At 59.5% G+C, this 24,017-nt stretch carries 14 protein-coding genes; 4 read left to right on the forward strand and 10 right to left on the reverse strand.

The window, feature by feature from the left end:
- Positions 1-294: 294 nt before the first annotated feature.
- The 8 genes from M8N44_RS04520 to M8N44_RS04555 all read right to left on the reverse strand — a co-directional run bounded on the left by M8N44_RS04520 (position 295) and on the right by M8N44_RS04555 (position 13,862).
- Positions 295-1,476, reverse strand: coding sequence for an AGE family epimerase/isomerase (locus tag M8N44_RS04520; RefSeq protein WP_022398257.1), 1,182 nt, complete (start codon positions 1,474-1,476; stop codon positions 295-297).
- A gap of 15 nt (positions 1,477-1,491) precedes the next feature.
- The gene (locus M8N44_RS04525; protein WP_022398258.1) at positions 1,492-2,409 is read right to left on the reverse strand and encodes a dihydrodipicolinate synthase family protein; all 918 of its coding nucleotides are present in this window, start codon (positions 2,407-2,409) and stop codon (positions 1,492-1,494) included.
- Positions 2,410-2,563: 154 nt separating this feature from the next.
- Positions 2,564-4,006: a glycosyl hydrolase family 18 protein gene (locus tag M8N44_RS04530; protein WP_102722277.1), complete on the reverse strand. Its 1,443-nt coding sequence runs from the start codon at positions 4,004-4,006 to the stop codon at positions 2,564-2,566.
- A gap of 23 nt (positions 4,007-4,029) precedes the next feature.
- Positions 4,030-7,407 (reverse strand): beta strand repeat-containing protein, encoded by a 3,378-nt coding sequence (locus M8N44_RS04535; protein ID WP_102728828.1) that lies wholly within the window; start codon positions 7,405-7,407, stop codon positions 4,030-4,032.
- An 84-nt stretch (positions 7,408-7,491) separates the two neighbouring features.
- Positions 7,492-8,106: a PEP-CTERM sorting domain-containing protein gene (locus tag M8N44_RS04540; RefSeq protein ID WP_146019589.1), complete on the reverse strand. Its 615-nt coding sequence runs from the start codon at positions 8,104-8,106 to the stop codon at positions 7,492-7,494.
- Between the two features lie 565 nt (positions 8,107-8,671).
- Positions 8,672-10,222 (reverse strand): hypothetical protein, encoded by a 1,551-nt coding sequence (locus M8N44_RS04545; protein WP_102728231.1) that lies wholly within the window; start codon positions 10,220-10,222, stop codon positions 8,672-8,674.
- A gap of 13 nt (positions 10,223-10,235) precedes the next feature.
- On the reverse strand, positions 10,236-11,069 hold the full coding sequence (locus M8N44_RS04550) for an NAD(P)-dependent oxidoreductase (protein ID WP_102728230.1): 834 nt from the start codon (positions 11,067-11,069) through the stop codon (positions 10,236-10,238).
- A 36-nt stretch (positions 11,070-11,105) separates the two neighbouring features.
- Positions 11,106-13,862: a tetratricopeptide repeat protein gene (locus M8N44_RS04555; RefSeq protein ID WP_102728229.1), complete on the reverse strand. Its 2,757-nt coding sequence runs from the start codon at positions 13,860-13,862 to the stop codon at positions 11,106-11,108.
- A gap of 116 nt (positions 13,863-13,978) precedes the next feature.
- On the opposite strand from M8N44_RS04555, the gene pepT reads away from it, so the two are divergent.
- The 4 genes from pepT to M8N44_RS04575 all read left to right on the forward strand — a co-directional run bounded on the left by pepT (position 13,979) and on the right by M8N44_RS04575 (position 18,810).
- On the forward strand, positions 13,979-15,232 hold the full coding sequence (gene pepT / locus M8N44_RS04560) for a peptidase T (protein WP_102722094.1): 1,254 nt from the start codon (positions 13,979-13,981) through the stop codon (positions 15,230-15,232).
- A 338-nt stretch (positions 15,233-15,570) separates the two neighbouring features.
- Positions 15,571-16,995: an adenylosuccinate lyase gene (gene purB / locus M8N44_RS04565; protein ID WP_102728227.1), complete on the forward strand. Its 1,425-nt coding sequence runs from the start codon at positions 15,571-15,573 to the stop codon at positions 16,993-16,995.
- A gap of 222 nt (positions 16,996-17,217) precedes the next feature.
- The gene (locus M8N44_RS04570) at positions 17,218-17,673 is read left to right on the forward strand and encodes a YbjN domain-containing protein (protein WP_022398267.1); all 456 of its coding nucleotides are present in this window, start codon (positions 17,218-17,220) and stop codon (positions 17,671-17,673) included.
- A 27-nt stretch (positions 17,674-17,700) separates the two neighbouring features.
- On the forward strand, positions 17,701-18,810 hold the full coding sequence (locus M8N44_RS04575) for an efflux RND transporter periplasmic adaptor subunit (RefSeq protein WP_102728226.1): 1,110 nt from the start codon (positions 17,701-17,703) through the stop codon (positions 18,808-18,810).
- A gap of 151 nt (positions 18,811-18,961) precedes the next feature.
- On the opposite strand, the gene M8N44_RS04580 is transcribed toward M8N44_RS04575, so the two are convergent.
- On the reverse strand, positions 18,962-21,004 hold the full coding sequence (locus tag M8N44_RS04580; protein WP_180975161.1) for an alpha-galactosidase: 2,043 nt from the start codon (positions 21,002-21,004) through the stop codon (positions 18,962-18,964).
- A 93-nt stretch (positions 21,005-21,097) separates the two neighbouring features.
- Positions 21,098-23,932 carry a DNA polymerase I gene (gene polA, locus M8N44_RS04585; RefSeq protein WP_102728224.1) on the reverse strand — a complete coding sequence of 945 codons (2,835 nt, stop codon included), beginning with the start codon at positions 23,930-23,932 and terminating at the stop codon, positions 21,098-21,100.
- Between the last annotated feature and the right edge of the window lie 85 nt (positions 23,933-24,017).

Raw genomic sequence — 24,017 nt, forward strand, 5'->3', positions numbered from 1 at the left:
GCATGAGGAGTGCTTTTCATGGATATTAGAAGTTGGGTTCACGCTTGAAATATATGATTTCATGAAAAAAGATGTGCAGATCTTTTCCCAGCATGTTAGCGGCATCATAAAACACCGCAGAAGGAGGAGCAATTGTTTTTGATCCTCTGAAAATAAAAACAGACTGGATTTTTTTGGAATGCCTTTTCAGCAGAGATTTCCTATTATCTTCATTTTAAAGATAGATAAAAAGTAAAAGCCGTTTGTCATATTTGGCAAACGGCTTTTAGTAAGAGTAATATGTTTTGTTTTTCCTTAAATGGCGCCGCAGTAGTGGGCGCAGAACCACATGGCGCGGGGATGGTGGAAGAAGGACTTCCAGAGGCTGCCCTTGAGGGTGTTTGCCCTGGAGCCGTCCTTGTTCAGGTAGCCGAACCAGTCGCCGTGCTGCACGTCCTGGAAGTGGGAGAAGGCCCAGTTGTGCACCATGTCGTGGCAGATGGCGTAGCGTTCCTCTCCAGTGAGCTTGTAGGCGAGCGTCATGGCAATGAGCGCCTCGTCGTGCGGCCACCAGAATTTCATGTTGTGCCAGTATTCCTGGACGGGCTTGCCGTACACGTCCGTAAAGTAGAGCAGGCCGCCGTTTTCCTTGTCCCACCCGCGCGCGAAAGCCCAGTCGATCATGTCGCAGCCCACCTTGATGAGTTCCGGATCATTGCCGCGGAAGCGGGCTTCCTCCAGCACGAACCAGCCCCCCTCAATGGTATGGCCGGGATTGAGCGTGCGTTCGTCAAAGTGGTCGATGATGGCGCCGTCAGGGCTCACCACTTCCATCACGGCCTTGAGCTCCGGCTTCATGAACAGGGTGCGGAGGTCGTTGATGCAGCGGTCGATCCATCCGGTGTAGAAGCCGTCCTCGTCACCCAGGTACTTGCGCAGTTCCTGGGCGGTCGCCAGCGTAATCATGCGTGTTCCCAGTCCCGTCGTGGGACGGTTCCCGGTGAATTTGGGAACCATCTTGCCGGGGGTGAAGCAGATGTCCGTAAAGACGTCGAACCAGTGGCGCGCGGCTTTTGCGGATTCTTCATTTCCTGCAGCTTTCGCATGGGCGGCAAAGGCGATGGCGGCAAAGGATTCGCTGTACGCATAGCGGCGCTTGCGGATGGGGGTGCCGTCCGCCTCCACATGGAAGTACATGCGGCCGTCGGCAGGGTCCACGCATTTCGCCGTCAGGAAGTTCAGGGCGCTTTCCGCCCATTTGAGCCAGTCCGGGTTTTTCTCAATGCTGTTGTACATGGTCAGCAGCATCCAGGCCATGCGGCCCTGGGCCCACACGGATTTGTCCGTGTCCACCAGGGTGCCGTCCGCGTCAAAGCAGTGGTAGAGGCCCCCGTTCTTTTCGTCGTAAGCGCGCGGGAACCAGAACGGCAGAACGTCTTCCAGAAGCTGGCGGCGGTAGAATGCGCCCAGGGTGGTCAGGTCAAGTGTTGCAGCCATAAGAGGGAAAGCGGTTTAGTTCATGGACCACTGGAAGAAGCCGATGGCTTCCAGCTCGGAGCGGAGTTCCTTGAGCTGTTCCGCGGTGGGGTTGCCCTGCGGCAGGCGGGCGGGACCCAGGTCAACGCCCAGCCAGCCCATCAGGGCCTTGGCGCAGCCCATGTAGCCCTTGGAGGCCAGGATGTTGATCATCTGCACGGATTTCCACTGGCAGTCGCGCGCCGTTTCCACGTCGCCTTCTGCAAAGGATTTCATGAGTTTCTGGTACAGGGCCGGGGCAAAGTTGAAGGAGCTTCCCACAGCGCCCTTGGCGCCTACGGAGAGGGCTCCCGTGAACCATTCGTCCACGCCCCAGGGGATGTCCACGTTTTCGTCGTAGTTCAACGTGGTCTGGTACAGGGCCAGGTCCGGATTGGTGAATTTGATGCCCGCAAAGTTCGGGATCTGTTCCTTGGCCAGCTTGATGAAGTCTACCGGATTGAAACGCACGCCCGTCAGCACGGGAATGTCGTAGTAGTAATAGGGCAGGTCGGGAGCGCCGGAAGCGGCGAAGGCGCAGCATTCCACCAGACGCTGGACAGTGCCTGGCTTGTAGTAGGAGGGGGCAAGGGAGCTGGTCGCCACGAATCCGCATTCCTGGGCAAAGGCGGCCAGTTCGCGGGCGTCCCAGACGCTGTTGGAACCGGTATGGGCGATGACGTCCACGCCGTACTTGGCGGAAGCTTCCTTCCAGGCGGAGTAGATTTCCTTTCGTTCTTCAAGCTGCATGGAGGAGGATTCACCAGTGCTTCCGGTAATGAAAGCCAGCTTGATGCCCTGGGAGGCAAGCAGCCTGGCCTGGGCGTCAACGCTGGAAGGATTCAGGGAACCGTCCGCCTTGAACGGAGTGTGTACGGCGGCCACCAGGCCGTGGAGTTTCAATGACGTGTTCATATTGTGTAGTGATATGAAAATAATTCGGGGAAATGATTACAAATCATCTTGGGAAAGACAACCCCTGAATCCTTTTGAATCAAAAAAGACCACATAAAAAAACGCGCGTTCTCCAAAAAAGAATGCGCGCCGGAGCAAGAGATGCTTCAAAACATTAGCGGACAGCCTGTTGCTTGATGATGGAATACATGGCTTTTGCCAGGGATTTCGCGTGCGTCAGCAGCAAATCTCCATCATAACACCAGATCATCACGCCGCCCAGCTTCTGGGTTTTTACGTACTGGCATTTTTTCTTAATCGTGGTGATGCCGTTAAAGTAGTGCTGCTGGCCGTCGATGGCGCAGAGGTCCGTGCCGGGGGCGATGTTGGGGTAGAGCTGGACGACGTTGGAATAGCCTTTCTGGGCGTCCCAGTTGCGGTTGGAGCGCGTCTCGTTGGTGTAGAACGGCAGGCCGACGACGATTTTGCAGTCCGGAATGTTTTTCCTGCGGATGGTTTGGATGTCGATGAGCATGTCCGGATAGGTGGAGTGCTGTCCGGCGCGGTCATAGCTCATGACGTTGACGAAGTCCAGCAGGTCCATCATTTCACTGGTGGGCGCCAGGTAGTACGGATTGATCGCCGCGCTCAGGGACATGCCGCTGGCTCCCATGGCGGAGCGCACTTCTCCCAGCAGCAGGCAGAAGTTGTACCACTCCGTGCCGTTGTCCGGGTATTCCCAGTCAATGTCTATTCCGTCAAATCCCTTTTCCCTGGCGAAGGAAACGAGCTGGTACGCGAACTGCCGCCTTTTTTCCGCATTTCCCGTGAAAGCCGTCAACCCTCCGTCACAGTGGGCCACGCCCAGAATGATCTTGCTGCCCGCCGTTCCGCGAAGGTTTTTAAGCTTGTCCAGGCCATTCAGGAACTGGGCGTTGTTCTGCCCCGTCAGGTTTCCTTCCGTGTCACATCCCACGTTGAAGTAAATGAGGTCCGTGAATGATTTGAAGTGCTGGGCGGTCAGGTGGTTGGGGTTCCACTGCATCAGGTTGGTGTTGCGGTAGTAGGGCACCACGCGGAATTGGTAGGGATACACCTCCGCGCAGCCTTCCGGGGAAGGATTGGCGACCGCTACATTGGAGTCCTCCAGCAGGGCCACGCCCGTGCAGGAGGCGTCCACCTTGTTCAACCCTCGCGCGCGGGGGTTGAGGTCCACGCACAGCCAGAAGTAGTTGTCTCCTGCGGAGAGCGCGTGGCTTCCCTCGAATTGGAAGGTTTTGGCCCCCTTGGAGATGGTGTTGAGGACGGGGATGGCCCTCCGGTTGGCCTGCTCCGCGTTCGGGGAGAAGTAGGGAGTGGCGCCGGAGTAGAAAATCCGGGCCTTCGCGATGTCGGAGACGGAGGTGGTTCCGGCCATGGAGAAGGTCATTCCCTTCAGGATCTGGCTGGTTTCCGTAACGGTCACCTTGATCTTCATGATGGCCTGGCTGTCCGCGCCCGCATAAAGGATGGAGTGCGTTTGTTCACAGGCTGCTGTGGCGGAAGCCGCGTACAGGGGGGCAGCGCCGGACAGGCCCAGGGCCAGGGCGCACATGCAGGTTTTAAAGGTACTGTTCATGTTTTATTAAGAGATGGCGGTTGTTAGATAGTGCGCTTCCTGACGGCGAGCAGGCCGCCTGCCGCCAGGAGAAGCAGAAGGGAGGTAGCGGGTTCCGGGACTACCAGGCCATTGGAAATCCAGTCCAGATGGAGGGCGTTTCCTTCGTCCCAGCGCAGTTCCCAGCGCCCCAGTTCCAGAGAGGGGTCATAGCCTTCCAGCCCCAGATTCCCCACCGTGATGGTAGCGGAGTCGGAGAGGGAGGAGAGGATTTCAGAGAAAGTCCCGTCCATGTTCGTGACGCCGGATGCATCCATGACCAGGTAGGACTGGTCCCTCTGCCAGATGGAGGAGGTGTAGTCCACTTGGTCGTCGCCCAGGGCCAGCGTCCCTCCCAGCGTCAGGGTGTCCGCATGCAGTTCCAGGCTGATCATGGAGCCGCGGGAGAGGTCAATCGTGATTCCGTTGGAAATATCAATGGCATTGGCAGTGATGGAGAAGCTGCCTTCGCCCGTTCCGAGGATGGAGACGTTGTTTCCCAGCGTCAGCGTGTCTGCATTCAGGCTGCCGGTTCCCATGACGGACAGCTCCGTTCCGTCCTCCAGCCTCACGTCCGCCGCATTCAGGGCGGCCTGTTCGCCAATGTGGAGGCTTCCTCCGCTTACGGTGAAGGAGGTTCGCGCTTCTTCCGTGCTCCAGTCTGCGGAATGGTAGCCGTAGGTTGCCCCGCTGCTGACGGAAAAGGTGCCTCCGTACACGGTCGTATTGGCCCGGATGCCGGACTGGCTGTTTGCGCCGGACATGGCGACCGTGCCTCCGGCCCCGGCGGCGTCATTGACGCTGATGTCCACGACGGATTCGTCCTGGGAGCTGAGGCCGTCTTCAAAGAGGATCCGGCGGTTGTTCGCCGCATTGAAGGAAGCCATGGCGCCGTCGTTGAAATGGATAGCGTTGTAAACGCTTCCGTCCTGGACTGTGTTTCCGCGGAAGATGATGTCCGCCTGGTCCGCCGTCAGGGAAATGGAGCCTCCTCCCTGCAGGTTGATGGCGCCTCCGGCGTTTTCCGCACTGTTGTTTTCAAACAGCACCGTCCCGGTGTTGCCGGAAATGGCAACGTTGTAGGCGTCCAGGGCTCCCCCTTCATAAGCTGTGTTGCCGGAGAAGGAGGCGGCGCCGGAATCGGAGATGGTGATGTCCCCGTAGGCTCCGATGGCGCCCCCGTAGGTGGATGCGTGGTTGTCGGAGAAGGTCAGGGCCCCCACTCCGGAGAAGGTGACGTTTCCATCCGAATAGATGGCGCCCCCGCCGCCGTCCCGGGCCTCGTTGCCCGTCATGCTGAAGGAGGCGGCGGTATTGGCCGTTACGTCCCCGCCGGACCAGATGGCGCCTCCCGCGCCCGCCTCCGCCAGGTTGCCGGAGAAGGCCACGTGGCCCACGCTGGACCATTCCACGGTTTCATAATCGTTATTGATGGCGCCGCCGTTTTCTCCGGCCGTATTTCCGGTGAAGGAGATGTTTTCCGCGATGTCGGAGAAGGTGAGGCTGCCCGTGGTGCCTCCCGTATGGATGGCGCCCCCGTGGGTCATGGCGGAGTTGCCGGAGAAGCTGATGGCGCCCGTGCTGGTGAAGGAGGCTCCTCCGGAGGCGTAAATGGCTCCGCCGGAAGCGCCGGAATCCGCGCTCACGCTGTTGTTGCTGAACGTAAGGGCTCCGGTGTTGCTGAAGGCGACCGTATCATTGGCGGCAATGGCCCCCGCGCCGTAAAGGGCCTCTGTATTGGACATGTCGGCGGCATTATTGGAGAAGGTCAGGCTGCCGATGTCCTGGAAGGTGACGTTTTCCGAGAGAATGACGGCCCACTTGGCTCCGTAGTTGTCAATGTTGATTCCGTGGCCGCCCGTGAAGGTGATGCTCTGGAGGGTGTTGTTATACCCGCGGCCGCCTGTCCAGCAGTTGACGTTTGCTCCCAGGGCTCCCAGATTCTGGTCCGCCGTGAGCGTAAAAACGGTATCCGTATCCGTCAGCACGCTTCCCGCCCAGGCCTTGGAGCCCAGTTCCAGGGCGGCGCGGGTCATGATGTTGAGCGTGCCCTTGTTGTTTTCCGTGTTCAGGAGGATGCCGCCTTCATGCCAGTTGACCATGCTGGCATAGGAGCTGCCGCCCATGTCCAGAGTGGCTCCGTCCTGGACGTCAATGACATTGGCAAGAGTGTGGCCGTTCATGGAGAACAGGGCTCCGGAAGCGATGCTTACATTGCCCAGATTGCTGCCGGCGCCGAAGGCGTTGTCCACCTCCAGCGTCAGCTTGCCCGCATCCACGCGGACCGTGCGGCCGGAGGAAATCGTATTGGCCCTCTGGATGACCAGCTCTCCGGCGCCGGATTTAATGAGGCTCAGGCCGGAGAAGTTGGCGGTGGTGGGGTCTCCGTATTCGCCGGACGTGTTTTTATTGGCAAAGACCTGGTTGAAGTAGAGTACGGAATTTTCTCCGATGGCGAGCGCCAGCGCACTGCCGGCTCCGGTTTCGCAGACAATGGCATCCTGGTTCTGCGCATTGGAGGAAGTCCATGTAAGGGTCTGGTTGGCTCCCAGTTCAATGGTGGCCGTCGTGCCCCAGCCGGCGATGTAAATGCCGCGGCTGGCCGTGCCTCCGGATTCATAGCCCTGGGAAATGACGATGCGGCTGGAGGTTCCGGAAGCGAATTTAAGGGCGTAAAAATTGTTGTGCAGCTTGCCCAGGGAGGCGGAGTCATACCCGAACTGGTTCAGTTTGAGCGTTCCTCCGTTCAGCGTAATGGTGGGGGACTGGAAATTGGCTGTATAAACGCCGTTATGAAACAAGCGGCCATTGCTGGCATCCAGCACGGCTCCGGAGGCAATGTTGATTTTTCCGTTAATCCGGTTGTTGTCACTGGCGGTGATGTTTCTTTCCCCGGTGAAAACCAGGGTGCCCGCGTTGATGTTCCAGACGCCGCTGGCCGTATGCGCTCCATCCAGGGTAACCGTTCCGGCGCCTGTCTTGGCGAGCGTGGCGGAGCCGGTGAGGCTGGTATCCCGGACTTCATAGGAGTCTTCCGCATTGGGGGCGTCCAGAATCAGCCCGGTATTGGAAAGAGTGGCGGAACCTCCGTTGTTCCCGGCAGCCGCGCCCGTCAGGGTAAGGGAACCTCCGTTCAGCGTGATGGCCGCACCGTTGTAAAGCATTCCGGACGCAGAGATTCCGCTTCCTACTGTGATGGAGGAATCCGTCTGGAATTGGGCCGTATTTCCATTGCTCCAGTCGGCGGAGGAATCATCCAGCCGCCACGCTCCGGAATCCGTCCAGGAGCCGTTTCCTCCATTCCAGAGGTAGTCCGCCGCATGGGCCGGGATGCAGGAGAGACAGCCGGCGAACACGCCGAAGAACAGTGCGGTAATTTTCATGTAGGTTCTAACAGATAGAGTGATAGTGAATAAAAAAGGGAAAACAAGAACGAACTTGTTTTCCCTTAAAAAAAATCAGGGGACTTAACCCCGGCGGCGGCGCATGCACGATAGGGAAACCAGCCCCAGCAGGCTCAGTGTGGCCGTGGCGGGTTCCGGAACGGGAAGGGCGGGGTTGGCCGCCAGCGCGGCTATTTCCCCGTCATTCAGGACACCGGCATATAATTGGAGGTCATCCATGGTCGTATTGGCGGTGGACGCCAGCTTGAGTGACTGCACGTCTCCGGTGAAATTGACTCCGGAGGCCGTGATTTTCTTCTGCCCGTCCAGATAAATGTTCAATTCCCCGTTCTGGAAGGTGATGATGATGTTGGAAAAGGAATCCCTGGAAATCGTCAGGTTGGCCCAGTTGCCCACGTTTCCGCCGCAATAGGCCGCCCATGCCCCGGCGGTGGAGGCGTCGCCGGAATCCTTCTGGAGGTACATGTTCTGGCTGTTGCCGGATGTGAAGGTCAGAATGCTTTTCCATATAGCCGAGGACGATGTATTGCCGGGGGAGTAGTCCTTGACGGCAATGGAAAGGCTGAAACCTTCCGTAGCATTCAGCCCCAGTCCCGTACTGGAGGAGCCCAGCGTCAATTGTCCGCCGTTCGTGCGGCTGTCATAGCCCCGGCCTTCATAGCCATCGGTATAATTCATCCAGCCTGATCCGCTGAACGTGGCGCTGCCCGCATTTGGGCCGGCCAAGTTATTATCATTTAAAGATGACAGGTTTCCGTCAAGCTTGTTGAAATCATAAAAATATTTCAATGTGGCGGCCTGGGCTCCCAACCCTGAGCAAAGCAGGAACATCGTAAGATACAGAGAGGATTTCATGAAATTATTAAAAAAATTACTGAATGGAGCCAGTATCGGATTTACAATCCGGAAGACCGCTTCAAATTCAATAACTTCTTATAAATAAATAAGGTTTCCGTATTAGGCGTTGTTTATTATTCCTACTTTATATGTGGGAATATTTGCCGTTACTTTTTTGAACTCAAAAAAAAAAGTTGACTTCCGGATTGTAAATCCGCGGCGGAATTATTCTGTTATGCATGATTAACTTATGAAAAATAAAGCAATCATGGTTGAATCAGGTATAGATCAAAATACCGCGAAATCTCCCGTCTTTTAATAGAAATGCGTGAATGCCTATTGCCCCTGGAGGGCGGAGATTCATCTGGAAAGAAATGGCCGTTCCAGGCAGCGGAACGGGTTTCCTTCAATTCTTTCCATGCAGGGAAGGAACGGGAGCCTTCGCCGGGAGGGTGTATAGTTTTTCAATATCGTCCAGATACCGGGAAATGGGGGTATTGGCAGGCTGTTCCTGTTCACGGAGCAGTTTGACGGCTGCCGCGTAGGAGGCGAATGTCTTGCCGGTTCCGGACCGCGTATTGATTTCATACCAGTCCATGTAGTCCCGGACGCGCCGGGCGGTTTTCATGGATAGCTCCCTGATTTCCCGAAGCTGCCTGATTTTCGGGGCGGCTTCCCGGCCGTTGATTTTTCCGGTCTGCATCAGGGCCACAAGCTTGGCGTATTCCACAATGACGGGCCGGTAGGCGGGGAAGGAGCGCCGGCTGAGGTTGAGCAGGCTGCCGGATATGTTGGAAAGCTGCCTGTTCAGGTCCGTCAGGGAATTGGCCTGGTCCAGATTGTCCAGGGGGAAGGTGACGGTCGTCCGGGTGTCCGGATCGTATTTGACCAGGGTGAGGGCTTCCTGCAGGTGACGTTCCGTTTCCGTGATCGTGAGGGTTTCCGTCAGGGGAGGAGTCGCCATGCGGGAAAGCTGGAGCGTCCACCATTTATGAAGGGAGGAGGGGGTCAGGTTGAGCTGCGGAAAATGGCGCTTGATGAGATTCCTGGGATCGTCATTGCCCAGAATGGCCTGGTCCAGAAGCTGTTTCATCCCTTCCGGACCGTTTTCCTGGTTCAGCAGGCTGAGCACCAGCGCGCCGCAGGAGGTTTGATAGGCGGCGTAGGAGGTGGCGTCCAGTTCCTTTTCCGGTTCCGGGCAGTTCAGGATTTCTTCCGGGGTCATGATGCCGGATTGCTGGAACAGGGTGGAGTACATGGCCCGGTCCGCTTCATTGGTGTGCCACAGGACGGCCTGCTCCAGCCCGGCAATCAGCCAGGGGGGCAGCGTTACTTCGTCCGGCAGTCCTTCCGGGTCCACCGTGCGCAGCATCATCTCATAAAGCAGGGTGGAGACGATGGCGTGGCGCAGCCTGTCCTGGTTGATGCCGCGTCCCAGGTGAATGAAGATGTTGTAGGAGAGGGTATTCCCCACAATCACGGTCTGCATGCGGATGGGGTTGGCCGGAACCGGGCTTCCCGGCTCCCCTACCAGACGGATGATGATGTTGTTTTTCCATTCGTCAGGCTGCTTGAGGATTTTCACCAGGGCCGTGCGTATGGAGTCCGCCCGCGTGGCAATGGCCCCGGCCAACAGGGAATCCATCCCTGTAACGTGAAATTGCTTGGAAGCGGAAACGCTGGTGAACGGCTGCCGTTTGACGGACTGTCCTTCCGTTCCGGCAGGGGCCGCGGCCGGATGCTGGGGAGCGGGGGGTACGGCGCTCACGTTGGAGCTGCCCTGCAATACCGGACGGTCAGAAGCGTCATCGATCAGGGCGGTGTCCGGAACGGGAACGGGGGAAGCGGCCTGCGCTTCCGCGGAAGGGGCGTTCCCTGCCTCCTTCTGTTCCTGCGCCCGAACGCAGGGGGGCAGGAGAAGGGCCAGCAGAAGGGCGCATGTTCCTCTGAATTTCATCAATGGGAAAAGCTTAGTCGAATTGTTCCGCCAGACAGCCGAAGTCTTCTTCCGCGTGCCCTTCACGGCACAGTTTCCCCATGATGGAGGAGACCAGCGCGGCAGCGGGCGGGTGGATTCCCTTTTCAGCGGCCAGTTCCTGGGCGTAGATGCTGTCTTTCCGCATATTGTCCAGGGAGAAGTGGGTGGAAAAGTCGCGTTCCGCCATCAGGGGCAGCTTGAAGGACGCCAGGGGGGAGGCGATGACGTTCCGGGAAATGGCCTGCCCCAGCAGTTGAGGGGAAATGCCGTATGCCTGGGTGATGGCCAGGGCTTCGCTCAGGCTCTGCACCATGGTGGCGGAGACCATGTTGGTGACCAGTTTGACGACGGTTCCGGCCCCTATCCCCCCCAGGTGCAGGATGTCACGGGAACTGTGTTCCAGTACTGGCCGCACGCGGTCCAGGGTGGAGGAGTCCGTTCCCGCATAATAGACCAGCTCCCCTTTTTCCGCCGGCAGGCGGGATCCGGTGAACGGACAGTCCACATACGTGCAGCCGATGGCGGAGCACATCAGGGAGAGCTTGCCGACGGTGGCCAGGTCAATCGTGGAGTGGTTCAGGATGACATGTTCCGGGGTCAGCGCGCCCCTCATCTGTTCAAATACTTCCAGACAGGCATTCCTGTCTTTCAGATAGAGCTGGATGATTTTGGAGGCGCGGGCCGCGTCCGCCGGGGAGGGAACGGCTTCCGGAAAGTCTTCCCGGGGCGTCCGGTTCCAGACGGTGACCTTGTCACCCAGTCCGGTCATGTGGCGTGCAATCCGTGAGCCGATGAGGCCCAGTCCTAAAATGGAGACTTGATACATGGCGTTTTTCAGGAGAAAAAGGAAGGGGCGGATCCGTCAGGAACCGATGCGGAAGCGGCTTCTCCTGCGGGGTGCTTCCTGTTTTTCCGGCTTGGGCGGTTCCGCTGCGGCGGTGGCGGTTTCCGCAGGAGGCTGTGCGGCAGGCGCCGCGGAGGCCGTTTCCCTCATCTGGTCCGCCAGGGAGACGGGCCCGGCTTCCGGACGGTGGCTGACCACGACCTGCTTGGGCCCGGCAGAGGGCCTTTCCAGGGCATTGGGGTCCTCCGCCACATGGGCGGGCACCTCATAGGCATCGTGGGGAATGGCGGATGGATCGCTTACTGCTGCGGCCAGGCGCATTTCATCCTCGTTCGCGGCAGGCGAGGGAGCTTTGTCCGGAGCCTGTTTTTTGCGGGGAAGGGTGGTGGTCCCGGTGATGGCGAGTTCCAGGTCGGAATCCGGCAGGCCGCCGCTGCGGATGGCGGCGTCATAACTCTTGCGTGCCTGCGCCGTACGGCCCAGCCGGGAATAGGTCCAGGCCAGGTTGAAGTGGGCGTCCGGTGATTCCGGCTGGATTTTCAAGGCGTTTTCAAAGTGGCCCACCGCTTTTTCATAGTTGCCTGCGCTGGTTTCCAGGTTGCCCAGGTAAAGCAGGGCCGGAGCGTTGGCCGGGTCCAGCCGGACCGTTTCCGTCAGGGAGGCGATGGCGTGCTGGTCCTGCCCGGCGCGGTACTGGGCCACGCCCATCATGAACCATGCGGGGGAGGAGGCTGCATCCAGTTCCGTGGCCTTTTTCAGGTATTCGATGGCTTCCTCCGCCTTGTTGCGCTGGAGCAGGATGGTGCCCAGGTTGACCAGGGCCGGAACGTGGGCCGGCTGGAAGTCCAGCAGGGTGCGGTACAATTGTTCCGCAGCGGCGTAGCGTTTTTTGGCGAAGGCCTCCGCGGCTCCCTGTCCCAGGGCTTCCGCTTCCAGCTTCCGGCGCACCGTGGCTTCCATACTCCTGTTCAGAGCTTTTTCCTGCTCCGGCGTAATGGCTCCGGCGGAAATGGCGGCCAGGCGCGCCTGTTCGGCGGAACGGGCTTTCAGTTCATCCATCTGCCGGGTTAGCTCCTCCACTTGAAGGTTTTTCTGTTCCAGGGCCTTCTGGGTCCGGGCCAGGGCTTCCGCATGGCTCTTGTCATTCCTGGCGGATTTGGCCGCTTTTGTCTTCGTCTGGCTGCGCGCCAGTTCCAGTTCCCTGGCAAGCTGGGCGGCCTTGTCGCGTTCCGCGGAAAGGGCCTGGGCCAGCTTGTTGATCTTTTCCTTCTGCTGGTCCGTCAGGGGGATGTTTATCTTGTTGTCTCTGGCGATGACGTTGACAATCTGCTTTTCCGCCGGGGTGAGCTTGATGGCTTCTTCATTGTCCATCAGGGAGGCGATTTCCGAAGTGTCCGCGTTTTCCTGGAGCAGGCGCTTGTAAGTGCTGATGAGCAGGGAACGGCTCTGGTCCTGCACGGAAAGGATGCGGAGCTGCTTGGCGATTGTGGAGCGCAGCAACTGGTTTTCCTCCAGCAGGAGAGGGCTTTTTTCCGGATTGGCTTCCAGCTTGGACAGCTCCACATCCGCATTGATGAGCTTGGTATTCAGCTCCGTAATGCGCTTGCGGTAGCCGATGTTTTCATCCCGGATGGCAATCAGTTTCTGCTTCAGGTCCGCGGATTCCTCCCGCGCCTCTTCCAGGGCTTTCAGGTTGGCCTTCCGCTGTTCTTCGGAGTCGGACTTGGCCGTTTCCAGGGCGGCGATTTTATCCTGAGCGTCCTTGAGCTGGGCCGCCAGCGTCAGGTTGCGGTCCAGCAGGTTTTTGGTTTTGTCCGGGCTGTTGAGTTCCACCAGGGCGGCCAACTGGTCGCGGTCTTTCTGGAGGGCGTTTTTCTCATCCGTGACCTTGGCCAGCTTGTCCTGGTGCTCCTTGAGCTGAATTTGGAGATCGGCAATCTGCGCCAGATACTGGACTTTTTCCTGTTCCAGCGTGGTGACTTTCTGTTCCAGCTCCTCCACCCGCTTGGTGAGGGTCTGGAGGAGCTTGTTGCTGGTCTTTCTCTCATCCTCCATCTGCTTCTTGACCTTGAGCAGTTCGTCCCGGTAAACGGATTCTCCGGCGGACGCTATGGCCAGTTTTGCCAGAATGTCCTCCTGTTCCTTGCGGGTGCGCTTGAGCGCCTGGATCAGGGCCTTGTTTTCAATGGTGGTTTTGTCCAGCAGCCTGCGGATGCGCTCGTAATTGCTTTCCACCACTTCCGGGGCCGCTCCGGGGGAAACGGACGGGGACGGGATGGTGTTGACGAGGGATTCTCCGGGGCGGGAAGGAAACTCCACTCCCTTGTAGCCCGGAGGAAGGACGATGTTGGGCTTGGGCCTGGGTCGCTTGGGCACGGCGGCCGGACGTTCCAATTCCAGGCCGGGGTCTGATGAAACGGCGGCGGCCTGCTGCTGCGCCAGCTTCTGCCACTGGTCCAGCTTCTCCCTGTTGAGCTGGCGGCGTGTTTGAAGAAGGTTGGGCCGCCATTGCGGATAGGCCTTCACCAGGCGTCCCAACTTTTCTTCCGCCTGTTGCGTCAGGCGGATGGCTCCTATGTAGTCGCGTTTTTCCACCAGTTCGGCAGACCTGGTTACCAGCTTTAACGCTTCCAGGTACATGTCCGTGGGGTCCTGCCTTGTCCCGGCGGAAACGGGCATGGGACCCGGCACATAGGTGCCCTGGGCCAGAAGGGGCAGGGCGCCGCAGGTCAGGGATAAGGCAACGGCAATGCCAAGAGGTAGAGGAGTCATCATGGGGAGAAGCTTTGTTTACATACTGTAAACCATCTTGAATCGCAAGGATAAACCGTGTCTTGTGCTTGTGTTCGCGGGGCCCGGTGCTAGACTCTCCTCAATCCTTGATTTTTCTGATGAATATCTCCGTTTTAGACCGTTTTTTAAAGTATGTTTCCGTGGGTTCCCAGTCTGATGCGGATTCCCGCAGCGTTCCGTCCACTCCCGGTCAGACGGAACTGGCCCGGCTGCTGGCCGGGGAGCTGAAGGCGCTGGGAGCCCAGGCGGAGCTGGATGAAGCCTCCGGCATCGTGTACGCCTCCATCCCGTCCAACGTGGAGAGGGAGGTTCCCGTCATCGGCTGGGTGGCTCATGTGGACACGGCCCCGGGCGTCTCCGGCAGCGGCGTGAAGCCCCGCATCGTGCGCTCCTACGACGGCGGAGACATCGTCCTGAACCGGGAACAGGGCATCGTGCTTTCCCCCGCCGTTTTCCCCGAACTGGCGGACTATGCGGGCCAGGACCTGGTCGTGACGGACGGAACCACCCTGCTTGGCGCGGACGACAAGGCCGGAGTGGCGGAAATCATGGATATGGCCGCCTCCTTCCTGCTGCATCCCGAACGGCCCCACGGCGAGATACGCATCGCCTTCACGCCGGACGAGGAAATAGGCCGTGGGGCGGATGCCTTTGACGTGGAGCGCTTCGGCGCGGACTTCGCCTATACTGTGGACGGAGGAGCCCTGGGGGAAATCGAATATGAAAATTTCAATGCGGCCTCTGCCGTGGCGACGGTGCGCGGCACCGGCATTCACCCCGGCAGCGCGAAGGGCAGGATGCTGAACGCGTGCCTGGTCCTCATGGAATTCCAGGGAATGCTTCCCGCGTTCCAGAATCCCGCCTTTACGGAAGGATACGAAGGCTTCTACCATTTGGACTCGTTCCGGGGGGATGTGGAACGGGCGGTCGGGGAGTACCTCATCAGGGACCACGACACGGCGGAATTTGAGCGCAAGAAGGAATTCATGCAGGAGTGCGCCGCCCTGCTGAACCGGAAGTACGGGGAAGGAACCGTGCAGGTGGAGGTAAAGGACTCCTATTACAACATGAAGGAAAAAATCCTCCCGCACATGCACCTGGTGGAACATGCCCGCAGGGCGATGGCGGCCGTGGGCGTGGAGCCGGAAATCATCCCGGTGCGCGGCGGTACGGATGGAGCCCGTCTTTCCTTCATGGGGCTGCCGTGTCCCAACCTGTGCGCCGGAGGCCACAACTTCCACGGAAGGTATGAATACGTTCCTGTCCGTTCCCTGGAAAAAATTTCCGCCATTCTCCAGGAAATCGTTTCCGGCTACGCCCGGTACGGTTTGGAACCTCCCGCCGGAAACTAGCGGAACGGCGATGGAGGGCGGCTTTGCGGCTCCGTCTCCTGGGAGCGGCAGGCTCCTGCCTTTCGTGGGTGAAACCATCGCGAGCCGCCAGGGCAGGGAGGCTCTGGCTCCCAGCGTGGTGTGCGGCTGTGAAAAGGGAATGGCGGGAATGTTAATCGGGCGTCTATTGGGGGCCTGTCAGCCATCCCTGAACATTGGAAAGGACCTCTTTTCCGGACCGTGGAATCCCGTGGGATTCCTAATCCGTGAAGCTGCGGGAAAGTGCTTGCTTTTTTCCCTCCCGTCATGATCATGGCGGCTCACCGTTTTTGATAACCCCCGCATACACACATTTTGATATGAGCGTGATTCCCAATGTCCTGGCTGAAAGGTACGCCTCCGCCGCCATGAAATCCATCTGGTCCGCAGAGGGCCGCATCGTCCTGGAACGCGAATTCTGGATCGCCGTGATGAAGGCCCAGAAGGATTTGGGGCTGGATATTCCGGACGGCGTGATTGAAGCTTACGAACGGGTGAAGGACCAGGTGAACCTTCCCGCCATTGACGCCCGCGAACGCGTCACGCGCCACGACGTGAAGGCGCGCATTGAAGAGTTCTGCGAGCTGGCCGGCTGCGAGCACATCCACAAGGGCATGACCTCCCGCGACCTGACGGAAAACGTGGAACAGCTCCAGATCTGGAAGTCCATGCAGATCATCCGGGACAAGGCCGTGGCCGTGCTGAACCGCATGAGCGCCCTTGCCGGACAATGGAAGCACGTGACCATCGCCGGCCGCACGCACAATGTAGCCGCGCAGACCACCACCATGGGCAAGCGCGTCGCCATGTTCGGGGAAGACATCGTGCACGGCCTGGGTTCCTGGATTTCCCTGATGGACCGCTACAGCGTGCGCGGGCTGAAAGGCGCCGTGGGCACCCAGCTTGACCAGCTCTCCCTCTTCGGGCAGGACGCGGGCCGCGTGCTGGAGCTGGAAGACCGCGTGTGCGCCCACCTGGGCATTCCCTCCAAGTGGATGAACGTGGGGCAGGTGTATCCCCGTTCCCTGGACTTTTCCGTGGTTTCCGGCCTGGTGGAGCTCACCTCCGGCTGTTCCTCCTTCGCCAAGACCCTGCGCCTGATGGCCGGCCATGAACTGGCTACGGAAGGCTTCGCCAAGGGGCAGACCGGCTCCAGCGCCATGCCGCACAAGATGAACGCCCGCTCCTGCGAACGTGTCAACGGCTTCCACGTCATCCTGAAGGGCTTCCTGATGATGATCTCCGGACTGGCCGGGGACCAGTGGAACGAAGGGGACGTATCCTGCTCCGTGGTGCGCCGCGTAGTCATGCCGGATTCCTTCTATGCCGCGGACGGCCTGTTTGAAACCTTCCTGACCGTCCTGAACCAGATGGGGGTGTATGAAGCCGTGGTGGCCGCGGAACTGCGCCGCTACCTGCCTTTCCTGATGACTACCACCATCCTGATGGAAGCCGTCAAGCGCGGCATTGGCCGGGAAACCGCCCATGAGGTGATCAAGGAACACGCCGTGGCCGTCTCCAACGACCTGAGGGCCGGAAAAATCATGGAAAACAACCTGCTGGACCGCCTGGCGGAAGACGGTCGCCTGGGTATTGACCGGGCGGACCTCCAGGCCATCTTTGACTCCAACTCCTCCGCCACGGGCATGGCGGACGCCCAGGTGGAAGCGTTCCGCTCCATGGTGCAGGAGCTGACGGACAGGTTCCCGAACGGCGCGGGCTACCAGCCCGGAGACATCCTGTAAGGGCGCCGTACCCTCCGGTACGCACTTTATTCCCAGACTTCCCAGACGCCGTCCATCCGGGCGGCGTCCGTTTTTATGCCGGATGCGTACATGCTTTTTCAATTTCTTTACGTCAGGAGAGCTTGACGAATCAGAAGGATGCCAGTAAGCTTGAATCCAGTAAACGGGCGCGTACGTTGCATGCGCCTTCGCAAGCAACCCTCCTGTTAAACAATTTTCAATATGGAAAACCAGCAGCTCAGCCTTTTGGACCGTGTGTACACCGTTCTCAGAAAGAGAGGGGAAGAAACGGAATGGATTACTTCCGCGGACAACCACAACCTCAGAACGGGCATCGCGTTCGTCCCCTGTGATACGTTCACGCCCGTGAGCCTCCTGTACACGATGATTGATCGTCCGGAGACGCTGGTGATTGACGTGCTTTTTGCCGCCAAGGTGCCTGAAAACCGCCGTGTGGAAGTCAGCATCATCCTCAGTGAGCTGAATGCGGACCAGACGGCCGGCGCCTTCCAGCTGGACCCCAACAGCGGATACGTCTACTACCGCCAGTCCTTCGTTCTGGAAGGCATGGACCTCACGGAAGCCCAGTTTGCCCAGTTGATGAAGAACATTGAAACCGTGGCTGTGGAAACGGCGGAAGCCTACTCCCACATCATGGAGACGGAATATCCCAAATAACGGGCCGCGTTCCCCCCGGAGCTGTTCATGAGCGAGGCCCCTCAAAAAAAGGGAACATCCTGGTCCATAGGCATTGGCCTGGGGATCGCGGCGCTTTTGATAGGAACGGCCATTTTAACGGACCCGTCCGTCTCGGGCTCTGCCGGAGAAAAGGACAAGGCGGCCGCAGGAACGGTGGAGCCGCTGCATTTGCAGACGAACACTCTTGCCATTTCCGCGCCCGGCATCGTGAAGGCCTCCCACCTGACGATGCTTTCCCCCGGCGTTTCCGGGAAGGTGGACAAGGTGCACCCCCTCTTCAGCGCGGGGGAAATCGTCCTGAAGGGAACGCCCCTGCTGGAGCTGGAAAAATTTGAATACCGTGCACGCCTGGCGAACGCGCAGGCTGGGCTGGAACAGGCTCGCCTGGATGTATCCACGGAACAGGCGGAAGCCCTGAAAGCCATCAAGAAGACGTACAGCTCCGTCTCCAAAAGCGGAAAAGAGTCGGAACTGGTGCTCCGGGTGCCGCAGCGACGGGCCGTGAACGCGCGGCTGAACGCCGCGGAGGCGTATGTGGCGGAAGCGGAACAGGCCCTCCGGGACACGGTGCTGGAAGCTCCCTATACCTGCCAGGTGGTGGAATGCTCCGTGGGAGCCGGGGCCCGCGTGGTTGCCGGGCAGCCGGTGGGGAAGGTGATTCCCCTCCAGGAGCGGATGATACGGGTTCCCGTGCCGCTGGAAGAATTTTCCGCATTGCCCAGGGATGAACAGGGCAGGGTAAGCACGGCGCTGACCGCCTCCTGCGTGCTGAACAATGGAAAACGGCTGCAATGGCTGGGCCGCGTTACGGCGGTGGACGCCGCACTGGATACCGAGCGCAATTCCGCCGTGCTGATAGCCTCCCTGGAGCCGAACGCCTCCCATGTTTCCGAATGGCAGGTGGCCCCCGTCAACATGGCCCTTCAGGTGAACATCAGCGTGCAGGTCCCTGCCTCCGCGTGGATTCCCGCCTCTGCCGTCCGGGATGGAAGCTCCATTCAGGTAAAAACCGCGGAAGGGATGCAGGAGCGCAAGGTGCGCGTGGTGGCGTTGAAAGACGGGAAAGCCCTGGTAACCGTTCCGGAATTACGGGACGGGGACGCTTTGGCTCTTTGATATTCCGGATTTCTTCTTCCCCTATTTTTTCCGAGGGCTTGTCCCTTTCAAAAGGCGCTCCGGAAATCAGGCTCCGGAGAGGCCATAAAAAAACCATGCCGCCCGGAAGGGGGAGGCATGGCGTTGCGCTCAATGGCCGGCGGCCCATGGGTCAGTGTCCGTTCGTTCTCATGTCGAACACCAGCACCTCAAAAGGTTGAAGTTCCAGGCTCACCGGCTTGCCCTGTTCCAAATTCAGCGTTTTGACGCGCTGGTCCGGGTAGGAGGCCTTCATGGGGAAAACGGCGGGCACTCCCTTGACGGGTTCAAAGACGGTTGACGCATCCAGATCAATCGTCCGCGGCCGGTCGTCCGGATTGCGGAGGGCCAGCGTGCAGCCCCGCGGGCTCCATGCCGCATAGCCGTACGGTTCCAGCTGGTTCGGGTTGCCGCCCACCCAGTGCACGTCGGCCAGGACGTCCTGGAAGCGCCGGGCCCAGCGGGCCCCGGCCGCCACGTCGTCCCACGCCTTTTTGTCCATCATGGACGGCGTGAGATAAAGTTCCTGGAGATTGGCTCCGGAACCGAAATAAATGCGGGCGTCGTTCTTCAGGTCCCTGTTGTCCTGCTTCCCGTCCTCTCCCTTGCTGACGCGCGCGGCCTGGAACTTGGTGCCCAGCACCATGCCGTGGTGCATGATGGAGTTCAGGGGATAAAGCGGGCCGGGCTTGACGATGACGTTATAGCAGGCCCCGTCGCGGAACGTGATCCACTGTTCGCGGTCGTCTCCCTTGCCCGTCCAGCCTACGTCCGCCGTACCGCTGCGCCAGGTGGAATCCACATGGTTGAGCCAGAAGGGGGAGGGCCAGGTGCCTACCGTCGTGTTGATGAACAGGCGGGGATTCTCCCGGCGAAGGTCGTTGGCGATGGAAAGAAGGGCCATGAAATGGGGGCTGATGCCGTCTCCGGCCTTGTCCCACTTGAAATAGGTCACCTTGTCCTTCTGCATCAAGTCGGAGCAGCGTTTTTTGAACCACTTGTAATACTGGGGGCAGGAAAGGTCGAATCCCGCGGCGTCAGCCGGGAGAATGCCTTTGTCCTTGGCATGCTGAACCCTCTTTTCCGGGCCGAAATACCCTCCCAGCGGAGAAATCCAGATGCCGAAGCCGGAAGGAATCTTCCCGACCGCCTTGACTACAGGTTCAAACCCGTGCGGGAATTTTTTGGTGGAGGGCTGCCAGAGGTCTTCATTAACGTCGTCCCAGCCGTCATCCAGCACGAAGCCGTCCAGCCTGACGTGGCGGGAACCCAGTTCCTTCCTGTATTCCCCGGCTGTCTTGACGAGCGTCTTTTCCGTGGGGTCCAGGCCGTCGTCATACCAGCCGTTGTAATGCAGAAACTGACGGTAGGGCGCAGCCCGTTCCCGTTCCAGATAATAAAGGAACCCGCGGCGAAGCTGGTTCTCCGGCCATACGCCCAGCACCGTGGTGAACGTCTGGGCGTTACCGCTGCCCATGGGAAGGTTGCAGTCAAACCCGACGGTTCCCGTTCCTCCGGCGGCCTGGGCCCTGGCTACGGGAAGTTCAATGCCGGCAAACGTGCCTTCCCGCTCGCTGACCAGTGGGCTGCCCGGTACGGTGCCCTTCACGGCCAGGGTGGGATCCTGCAAATCAATCAACTGGACTTTCTTCAAATCCACCTCCTTGGACGCTTCAATCCGGTAGGTTTCCTTGACGTAGGAGGAACCCTCCCTCAATTCCGCCTTCCAGTGAACCGTCAGCCCGCTGTTTTTGTCCCGGAAAACGGCGGAAATAACGGCCCCTTCCAGCCGTTCCCCCAGGCGGAGGCCGGCGGAATGCCCTTTCAATGCGCTGATGGCGGGAACTCCTTCCATCACAAACCGGGAGGAGGGGAGATTGTAGGCGTCCTTCTCCGTGGAAAGGCGGAACAATTCCGGAGCCTGGGCGCCGGTGGCGGCCTTTTCGTCCTTGGCACCCCGCTCCTTGTTCACGATTCCCAGGGGAATCAGCCTGCTGCCGTCCACCTTCCATGAGGCGCTCAGAATATTGTTGCTTAACGTATAAACATCCCCTTCCCGGTGGGCGGCGGGGGCTCCCGGTGTTGTTCCCGGATAGGTTACGGACGCAGCGGCTGTCTGAAAGCAAACGCAGGAACAGGCAGCCAGGGCAATTGCTGGCAGGGATGATGAGTGCATAATCCGGAAGAATCCGCAATCGGGAGGCATCCGTCAATTCAAAAATACGGGGGACGGGAGGGGCGGTCCGCGCCCCTGGTCCGCCGCAAAATCCTAGTGGGCTTCCAGCCAGTTATTCCCCGTTCTGGCTTCTACCAGAATGGGAACGCCGTTGGGAAGGGGAAGGGCGCCGATCATGGCTTCCTCAATCTTTGGAATGAGCTCCGTCTCGTCCTTGTGGAGGTCCACCAGCAGCTCGTCGTGAATTTGCAGGATAAGGCGGGACCTGGTGCCTTCCAGTAGCTTGTCCACATGGATCATGGCTATCTTGATCATATCCGCCGCGGTGCCCTGGATGGGGGTATTGATGGCGGTGCGCTCCGCGGCGGACTTGATGGTCTTGTTGGCGGAATTGATCTCCGGAATCATTCTCCTGCGGCCCAGCAGCGTTTCCGCGTAACCGGCCTGTTCCGCCTTGTGCACCAGGTCCTCCATGAAGGACTTGACCACGGGGAACTGGATGAAGTAATTTTCAATCAGCGTGGCGGCCTCACTGCGGGGGCAGCCCAGCCGCTGGGAAAGGCCGAAGGCGGAAATGCCGTAAATGATGCCGAAGTTCACCGTCTTGGCCGCACGGCGCATGACGGCGTCCACCTGGTCGCGGGGAATGCCGTACACCCTGGCCGCCGTCTCCGTATGGATGTCCCGGCCTTCCCGGAAGGCCTCGCACATGGCGGGGTCTCCGGAAAGCGCCGCCATGATGCGCAGCTCAATCTGGGAATAATCCGCGGAAAGCATGGTGTACTCCCCGGAGGCGGGGACGAAGGCCGTGCGGATCAGGCGCCCCTGTTCCGTTCTTACCGGAATATTCTGGAGATTGGGGTCCTGGGAAGCCAGCCGCCCGGTAGCGGTCAGCATCTGGTGGAACTGGGTGTGGATGCGGCCGTCCCGCGGGCAGATGTACCTGGGCAGCGCGTCCAGGTACGTGCTCTTCAGCTTCATGTTCTCCCGGTAGGCCAGGATATCCGCCACAATGGGATGCTGGGGAGCCAGGGCGGAGAGGGTATCTTCATCCGTCACGAACTGGCCCGTCTTCGTCTTCTTGGGCTTCTTCACCAGCTCCAGCTCCCCGAACAGGAAATCGCCGAGCTGCTTGGGGGAATTCAGGTTCAGGGGATGGCCGGCGGCCTCTTCAATCTTCTCCCGCAGGCCGTCAATAATGGCTCCCACCTTGACGGAAGCCTCTTCCAGGGATTCCGGAAGCACGCGGATGCCGGTGAACTCCATGTCCGCCAGCACGGGGAGAAGAGGCAGTTCCACCGTGCGGAACAGCTCCTCCATGCCGCTCTCCTTCACCTGCTTTTTCAGGATGGCGGAAAGCTGGAGGGTAATATCCGCATCCTCCGCCGAATATTTGCCCATGACCTCCACGGGAATGCCGCTGGTATCCAGCTCGCGCTTCCTGGCTCCCGGCGCGGCAATGTCCTTCAGCTTGATGGTGGAATATTGCAGCAGGTTCTCCGCCAGAAGGTCCATGCCGTGCTTCATGCCGGGGGCGATCAGGGCGTGCGCCAGCAGCGTGTCAAAAAAGGGGCCTTTAACCCGTATGCCGTTGGCGCGCAAAACTTCCAGATCAAACTTCAGATGGTGCCCGGTCTTCTCCGCAGGGCCTTCCAAAAGCGGCCTGACCGCTTCCAGGTCCGCCGGACCGGAGACAGGCATGTACCATGCCTTGTGCGGTTCCGCGCAGAAGGCGACGCCCAGCAGCTTGTCCGTGAGGGGATTCAGGCCTGTCGTCTCCGTGTCGAAGCACCAGGAATCATGCTTTTCCAGCTCGGCAACCATGGCGGAACGGGCTTCCTCCGTATCCGCAATGATATACTCGTGCTTGAAATCATCCACCGTTTTCAGATGGCGTTCCTCAAACAAATCCATTTGGCCGGAACCGTTCTGCCGCGCGTCCGCCGCCGGGGCGGCGGGAGCCTCCGCCGGGGGCTGTTCCGCCTGGGCCGGAGCAAACAAATCGTCCGCAGGGAGGGGGGGCTTCCTGGCTTCCGGCGCTTTTTTCCCGAACAGCTTGGCCTGCATGGAACGGAACTCAAGCTCCTGAAGGAGGGCCAGCAGCTCTTCCGGACTGGGGTCTCTTTTGACCAGTTCAGGCAGGGTCACGGTCAGGGGAACGTCCCGGTCAATGGTGGCCAGTTGTTTGGAAAGGGTCGCCATGGCTCCGTTTTCCTCCACGATCTGCCTGCGCTTTCCCTTCAGCTTGTCCGCATTCGCCAGCAGGTTCTCCACGGTGCCGAACTCCCCGATTAGCAGTTTGGCCGTCTTTTCACCCACGCCGGGAAGCCCCGGAATATTGTCCGAGCTATCGCCCATGAGGGCCAGGATGTCGATCACCTGGTCCGCGCGTTCAATGCCCCATTGTTCCTTGAGCTTTTCCAGGTCAACCACCTCGTGGTCGTTGCCCCGCTTGCCGGGTTTCCACAAATAGCAGGTGGGGGAAATGAGCTGGCCCAGGTCCTTGTCCTGGGAAACCATGTAGGTCTGGAACTCCTTCGTGCCGTCCGCGATGCGGGCCAGCGTGCCTATCGTATCGTCCGCCTCATACCCCTCATAGCGCAGGATGGGAATGTTCATGGCCTCCAGAAGCCTGAAAATCAGAGGCATCTGGTAGCTCAAATCTTCCGGCATGGACTCCCTGTTGGCCTTATAGGCAGGGTAAAGCTCATGGCGCGCCGTGGGGGCGGAAGTATCAAAGCAGGCCGCGATGTGCGTGGGGTGTTCATGCTCCAGAATGCCCAGCAGCGTATTGGCGAAGCCGTACACGGCGGACGTGTTGACGCCCTTGGAATTACGGATGGGGTTGGAGAAAAAGGCAAAATGGGCTCTATAGGCCAGAGCCATTCCATCCAGAATAAAAAGGCGCTTGGAAGGGGAATCAGTCATTTCTGCCCTACTTTACCATGCGGCCCAGCGGTAGGCTACCGTTAAATGCGCCTCCGCGCCCTCTGCCGGATGAAGCGCCGCAAGC

The sequence above is a fragment of the Akkermansia massiliensis genome, assembly GCF_023516715.1.
GTDB classification, from domain to species: domain Bacteria; phylum Verrucomicrobiota; class Verrucomicrobiia; order Verrucomicrobiales; family Akkermansiaceae; genus Akkermansia; species Akkermansia massiliensis.

Excerpts from the sequence above, each read along its gene's own strand:
- pepT (WP_102722094.1), top strand. The coding sequence starts at position 13,979 with ATGAATATCTCCGTTTTAGACCGTTTTTTAAAGTATGTTTCCGTGGGT.
- M8N44_RS04520 (WP_022398257.1), bottom strand. The coding sequence starts at position 1,476 with ATGGCTGCAACACTTGACCTGACCACCCTGGGCGCATTCTACCGCCGC.
- polA (WP_102728224.1), bottom strand. The coding sequence starts at position 23,932 with ATGACTGATTCCCCTTCCAAGCGCCTTTTTATTCTGGATGGAATGGCT.
- M8N44_RS04550 (WP_102728230.1), bottom strand. The coding sequence starts at position 11,069 with ATGTATCAAGTCTCCATTTTAGGACTGGGCCTCATCGGCTCACGGATT.
- M8N44_RS04530 (WP_102722277.1), bottom strand. The coding sequence starts at position 4,006 with ATGAACAGTACCTTTAAAACCTGCATGTGCGCCCTGGCCCTGGGCCTG.
- M8N44_RS04580 (WP_180975161.1), bottom strand. The coding sequence starts at position 21,004 with ATGCACTCATCATCCCTGCCAGCAATTGCCCTGGCTGCCTGTTCCTGC.
- M8N44_RS04545 (WP_102728231.1), bottom strand. The coding sequence starts at position 10,222 with ATGAAATTCAGAGGAACATGCGCCCTTCTGCTGGCCCTTCTCCTGCCC.
- M8N44_RS04570 (WP_022398267.1), top strand. The coding sequence starts at position 17,218 with ATGGAAAACCAGCAGCTCAGCCTTTTGGACCGTGTGTACACCGTTCTC.
- M8N44_RS04525 (WP_022398258.1), bottom strand. The coding sequence starts at position 2,409 with ATGAACACGTCATTGAAACTCCACGGCCTGGTGGCCGCCGTACACACT.
- M8N44_RS04535 (WP_102728828.1), bottom strand. The coding sequence starts at position 7,407 with ATGAAAATTACCGCACTGTTCTTCGGCGTGTTCGCCGGCTGTCTCTCC.
- M8N44_RS04575 (WP_102728226.1), top strand. The coding sequence starts at position 17,701 with ATGAGCGAGGCCCCTCAAAAAAAGGGAACATCCTGGTCCATAGGCATT.
- M8N44_RS04555 (WP_102728229.1), bottom strand. The coding sequence starts at position 13,862 with ATGATGACTCCTCTACCTCTTGGCATTGCCGTTGCCTTATCCCTGACC.
- purB (WP_102728227.1), top strand. The coding sequence starts at position 15,571 with ATGAGCGTGATTCCCAATGTCCTGGCTGAAAGGTACGCCTCCGCCGCC.
- M8N44_RS04540 (WP_146019589.1), bottom strand. The coding sequence starts at position 8,106 with ATGAATTATACCGATGGCTATGAAGGCCGGGGCTATGACAGCCGCACG.